Origin of the sequence: Micromonospora sp. NPDC023814 (assembly GCF_040639595.1) — a bacterium.
In the GTDB taxonomy this organism is placed as follows: domain Bacteria; phylum Actinomycetota; class Actinomycetes; order Mycobacteriales; family Micromonosporaceae; genus Micromonospora.
Window position 1 is genome coordinate 64337 of the sequence record NZ_JBFAAF010000040.1, and the last position, 5740, is coordinate 70076.

3 protein-coding genes and 1 pseudogene are annotated in these 5740 nt (G+C 73.3%); all 4 read right to left on the minus strand.

The genetic code is table 11. From position 1 onward, the window contains the following. Positions 1–1268: 1268 nt before the first annotated feature. A pseudogene (locus AB0G14_RS21500) lies at positions 1269–2204 on the minus strand (arginase family protein); the annotation flags it as partial. A gap of 66 nt (positions 2205–2270) precedes the next feature. Beyond that, a complete protein-coding gene (locus AB0G14_RS21505; RefSeq protein WP_357699956.1) occupies positions 2271–3182 on the minus strand; it encodes a tetratricopeptide repeat protein in 912 nt (303 codons plus the stop codon). Positions 3183–3373: 191 nt separating this feature from the next. Then, positions 3374–5062 carry a methylmalonyl-CoA mutase family protein gene (locus AB0G14_RS21510; protein WP_357699958.1) on the minus strand — a complete coding sequence of 563 codons (1689 nt, stop codon included), beginning with the start codon at positions 5060–5062 and terminating at the stop codon, positions 3374–3376. A 109-nt stretch (positions 5063–5171) separates the two neighbouring features. Next, entirely contained in the window at positions 5172–5585 is a 414-nt protein-coding gene (locus AB0G14_RS21515) for an Asp23/Gls24 family envelope stress response protein (protein ID WP_357699960.1), read from the minus strand. Positions 5586–5740 lie beyond the last annotated feature (155 nt).

Here is a 5740-nt window from a genome sequence, read left to right on the forward strand (position 1 = left end):
CGCTACGGGTGGAGCCTCATAGGCGACACTCGACGCTGTCGAGCTGCCCCTACAGATGGGGCAGCCATGGACACACCCCGGGACCGACACCGACCAACTCCGGCAGACCGCTACGGGTGGAGCCTCATAGGCGACACTCGACGCTGTCGAGCTGCCCCTACAGATGGGGCAGCCATGGACACACCCCGGGACCGACACCGACCAGCTCCGGCAGGCGCCACGGGTGGAACCTCATGGACGTCAAACGTCGACGGTGACAGCCATGTGGTTCCACCGGCACTCCCGAGCCAGCCCGCGCCGGGCGAAACTGGGTCCGCAGACGGGGCAGCTCAACTGCCCAGCACCAACGCAGCGGCTGGGCAAGCCGCCGGGGGCCGCCGGGGGGGCCGGGGGCCGACGCCGCCGGGGGCCGGAGGCCGACGCCGCCGAGTGCCGGGGGCCGGAGGCCGACACCGCCGGGGGCCGAACGGTAGCCGCGGAGAGAACCACAGGGGCCCGGCGGGCTTGGGCGCACAGATGGGGCAGCTCGACAGGCGCGAGCGAGCACTCCCAACAGAGCCCAACCCACGATCAACTCCTACCGCACGCGGACGGACGACAACGACACGGCCACTCGGATCAACCGGATCGGTCGACGCACGACCCGGCCGGCCTGGATCAACCGGATCGGTCGACGCACGACCGGGCCGCCCGGATCGACCCAGTCGGGCGAGTCGGGCGAACCGATGGACCGGCTCTGTCGGAGACCCCGACGGCCGTCAGGCGATGCCGGCGGTGGACGGCGAGGTGCCGTCGTCGGTCGCGGGCGGCGAATCCTCCGGGCCCAGGCCCGCGAGCGGCGCCCGGCGCAACAGGCCAGGCCCGGCGGAGGCGGGCGGACCGACCGGTTCCGGCGCGGGCAGGCCGGGAACCAGGCCGGGACCCCCGGGACCGGTGCCGTCGGCCACCGGGGCGACCGCCCCGACCGCGTCAACCGGGCCGACCGGGCCGACCGGGCCGAGAAGAGCCTGCGGAACGTCCTCGGCGCGCGCCTCGACGCCGCCGCCCAGGTGACGGTCGTCATCGTCGTCCTCGGGGGCAGGGACGGCGGCAGAAGCGGGACCGGGCGAGGGCATGATCGGGGGCTCCGGACGGCCGTTGCCCCGCCGGGCCGAGGGTACCGACAAGGCGCGGACCGACGAGTTGCCGGCCGGCGAGGCACCTACCGAGGAGCTGCCGGCCGACGAGGCGCGGACCGTGGGGGCGGTAGCCGCCGACGAGTCCGGCAGCAGCCGGGGCGGCAACGCGCCCGGGGCGGAGACGGGGCGCAGCCCGGCCACCACGGTGTTGACGATCTCGGCCGCGTACGCGCCGTCCGGGTCGTAGTCGGGGTCGAAGACGGTCAGCTCGACGCCGAGGCAGTGCGGGGTGTCGACCAGCCCGGCGAGCAGAATCTCCAGCTCGGCGAAGGCGATGCCGCCGGGGTCGGGGGCGTCCACGGCCGGCATCACGGCCGGATCCAGCACGTCCACGTCGATGTGCACCCAGTAGCCGGCGCAGTCGGCGAGCTGCTCGTGCGCCCACTGGGCGGTACGCGCCGCGCCCTCGGCGCGCAGCGCCGGCACCGGACGGGTGGTGATCCCGGCGGCCTGGAGGTCGAGGCGGTACTCGTCCTGCGCGCGGATGCCGAGCACCACCACGTCGATGTCCCGGAAGTACGGCCGGCGCCCCTCGATGGCGGCCAGGTCGGCCTGCCCTCGCCCGGTGACCAGGGCGAGGTCCTCCCCCGCCGCCGCGCCCACGTAGGAGGCGTTGCCGGGGTGCCGGAAGTCGGAGTGGCCGTCGACGAAGACCAGCCCGATGCGGCCGCCGACCGCCTCGCCGAGCCGGTGCATGGCCAGCGCCGAGCCGAGCAGGATCGAGCAGTCGCCTCCGAGGACCAGCGGGAACTCCCCGCGGTCGATGATGGCGCCGATCCGCTCGGCGAGCCCCGCCGAGTAGTCGGCGATCTCCCGGGCGTGGCAGACCCCGTCGCCGGGTCGCCAGTCGCCGGGGTCGTAGCGGGGCGGGGTGAGGCAGCCGGCGTCGCGGGCCCGCAGCCGGGCGAGCAGCCCCTGGTCGCGCAGCGCGCCCGGGGCCTTGACGCAGCCCGGCACCGAGGTGGGCGTGGGTGGGCGCAGGCCGAGGTTGCTGGGCGCGTCGAGGACGGCGATCCGGCGCATCATGGGCTCCCGTCCTCAGGTGTCGGGCGGGCCGGCCGGAACGCCGGCCCGCGCTGGCGTGCTACGTGCTCAGAACAGGGCGCTGGCCAACGCCCGGCGGGCCGAGGCGACCGCCGGGTCCTCCGGCCCGGCGACCGCGAAGAGGCCGACCAGGTGCTGGCGTACCTTCTCGCGGTCGTCGCCGGCGGTGCGGCGGACCAGGCCCACCAGGCGGGCGTACGCCGCCTCGGCCTGACCGCTGAGCACCTCGATGTCGGCGGCCAGGAGTTGGGCCTCGACGTCGTCGGGGTTGGCCTGGGCGGCGGCGATCGCCGCGCCCGGGTCTGCCCCCGCCACCCGGCGGGCCAGCCCGACCTGGGCGAGGCCCGCCTCCGCCGCGGCGTCCGCCGGGGACTCGGCGAGGATCTTCTTGTACGCGCGCTCGGCCGCATCCAGGTCGCCGCTCATCAGGGCGTCGTCGGCCTCGTCGAGGCGCGGGTCCTCCGGCTCGGCGACGGTCACGCCACCGGCCTTGAGCACCGCCTGGATCCACTGCCGCAACTGCGCCTCGGGCACCACGCCCGAGAAGGCGTCGATCGGCTGGCCGCCGACCACCGCGTAGACCATCGGGATGCCCTGTACCCGGAACATCTGGGCGATCCGCGGGTTGGCGTCCACGTCGATCTTGGCGAGCACCCAGGCGCCGCCGCCCTCCGCGGCCAACCGCTCCAGTACCGGCGAGAGCTGCTTGCACGGCTCGCACCACTCGGCCCAGAAGTCCACGATCACCGGTGTGGTGAGCGAGCGTTCGAGAACCTCGGACTGGAATGTCGCCTCGCTGATGTCGATGACGCCGCCGCCGGCGGTGCCGGGCAGGCCTCCCGAGGGGCCGGGCTGGGCGGGGGCGGTGGGGCGGGCGGGGGCCGGTGCGGGGGTGCGCAGCGCGCTGAGGTCGACCGCGCCGCGGGTGAAGATCGACGAGGTGATCCGTGGGTCGCTCATGGTTACCTAGTCTCGCACGCGACCCGCCGAACTCAGATCAACCGCGACGGGGACAGTTGCAACTGTCACGCCTGCTCCCGCCCACCCACCCAGCCCTCCGCGATCTTGCACTTTCGGCCCCCGGCACACGGCCTGTGCGGCTTTTGCCGGGGCGGAAAGTGCAAGATCGCGGGGTATGGCAGTGGGGTGGGTCAGAAGCGGGCGGGTTCGCGGTAGATGCCCCACTCGGCGCGCAGGGCGTCGCAGATCTCGCCGAGGGTGGCCTCGGCGCGTACGGCGTCCAGCATGGCCGGGATCATGTTCCCGTCGGTCCGGCCGACCGCGACCATTCGCTCGATCGCCGCCTTGACGGCGGAGTCGTCCCGGCCGGCCTTGCGCTCGGCCAGCACCCGGCGCTGCTCCAGTTCCACCTCGTGCGAGATGCGCAGGATCTCCAGGTCCTTGGCGACCGTGCCGGTGTGGCAGTTGACGCCGACGATCTTCTTGTCGCCCTTCTCCAGCGCCTGCTGGTAGACGAAGGCCGACTCGGCGATGTGGCCGGTGAACCAGCCGTCCTCGATGCCACGCAGGATGCCGGAGGTCATCGGGCCGATCTGGTGCGGGCCCTCCCCGCCGAGCTGCCGGATCCGGGCGAAGATCGCCTCCGCCTCGGCCTCGATCTTGTCGGTGAGCGCCTCCACGTACCACGACCCGCCGAGCGGGTCGGCCACGTTGGTCACCCCGGTCTCCTCCATCAGCACCTGCTGCGTACGCAGGGCGATCTCGGCGGACTCGTCGGTGGGCAGCGCGAGGGTCTCGTCCAGCGCGTTGGTGTGCAGGGAGTTGGTCCCGCCGAGCACCGCGGCGAGCGCCTCGACGGCCGTCCGCACGACGTTGTTGACCGGCTGCTGGGCGGTCAGCGACACCCCGGCGGTCTGGGTGTGGAACCGTAGCCAGAGCGCCTTCTCGCTGGTCGCGCCGTAGACGTCGCGCAGCCAGCGGGCCCAGATCCGGCGGGCGGCCCGGAACTTGGCGATCTCCTCGAAGAAGTCGACGTGCGAGTCGAAGAAGAAGCTCAGGCCCGGGGCGAAGACGTTGACGTCCAGCCCGCGCGAGAGCCCCAACTCGACGTAGCCGAACCCGTCGGCGAGCGTGTACGCCAACTCCTGCGCGGCCGTCGCGCCGGCCTCCCGGATGTGGTAGCCGGAGACCGAGAGCGGCTTGTAGCGCGGGATCTCCCGGGCGCAGTACTCCATCAGGTCGCCGATCAGGCGCAGGTGCGGCTCCGGGTCGAAGAGCCACTCCTTCTGCGCGATGTACTCCTTGAAGATGTCGGTCTGCAGCGTCCCGTCCAGCCGGGACAGGTCGGCGCCCTGCCGCTCGGCGGCCACCAGGTACATGCAGAACACGGGCACGGCCGGCCCGGAGATCGTCATCGAGGTGGTCACGCCGGCCAGGTCGATGCCGTCGAAGAGCGTCTCCATGTCGGCGGCGCTGTCCACCGCGACGCCGCAGTGGCCCACCTCGCCGAGCGACTGCGGGTCGTCCGAGTCCCGGCCCATGAGGGTGGGCATGTCGAAGGCGACCGAGAGGCCGCCGCCGCCCGCGCCGAGGATCATCTTGTAGCGCTCGTTGGTCTGCCGGGCGTTGCCGAAGCCGGCGAACTGCCGGATGGTCCAGGTCCGCCCGCGGTAGCCGGTCGGGTACAGGCCCCGGGTGTACGGGTACTCGCCCGGCCAGCCGATCCGCTCGAAGCCCGGGTAGGCGACGCCCTCCGGCGGCCCGTAGACCGGGTCGACGGGCATCCCGGAGAGCGTGGTGAAGTCGGCGTCCCGCTTGCGCGCGGCGTCGTAGCGGGCCTGCCAGCGTGCCCGTCCGGCTGCGATCTCGTCGGCGTTCATCCGCGGGGCTCCTCCTCGAGTCCTCGACCTGCACGTCGAGTGTAGAGCCCAGCCTGAACGATCGCTAAGGATACTCGTACCGGCCGGTAACCTGAGCTGTCCGCACCGGTCAGGCGGTCGGCGCGGCGGGCTCCCCCAGCGTCACGTCGTCGACCCGGATGTTGATCTCGTCGACCCGCAGCCCGTACGCCTCGACCGCCTCGGTCACCTTCGCCCGGACGGCGTCGGTCACCTGCGGCACCGGCCGGCCCGCCTCGATCACGATGACCAGGTTGACCACGGCCGCGCCGTTCGTGACGTGGGCCGAGCAGCCCCGCCGGGCGTCGCCGACCTGGTCCAGCCCGACCTTGTCGAGCACCGCGTTGAAGAACCGGGCCACGTCGCCGCCCAGCTCGGCCACCCCGGGCACCGACCGGGTGGCGGCCACCGCGATCTTCTCCACCACCTCGTCGGAGACGTGCGTGCTCCCGCCCGCCACCGCGTCCGGCGTCACCGACAGCTCCTGGGTCGCCTCGTCGCCCATCGTCCCCCCACTCGCCGCGCACCGCCCCACGGGTCCGTGGAGCGGTGCGAGCGTACTAGGTGTACTGCCCAGGGACGTTGGTCAACCTGGTGATGGGCGGCTTGCCGCCGGTTGCGGTGTGGGGTCGGTGGTGATTGTAGTGATGCAGGAAGGCC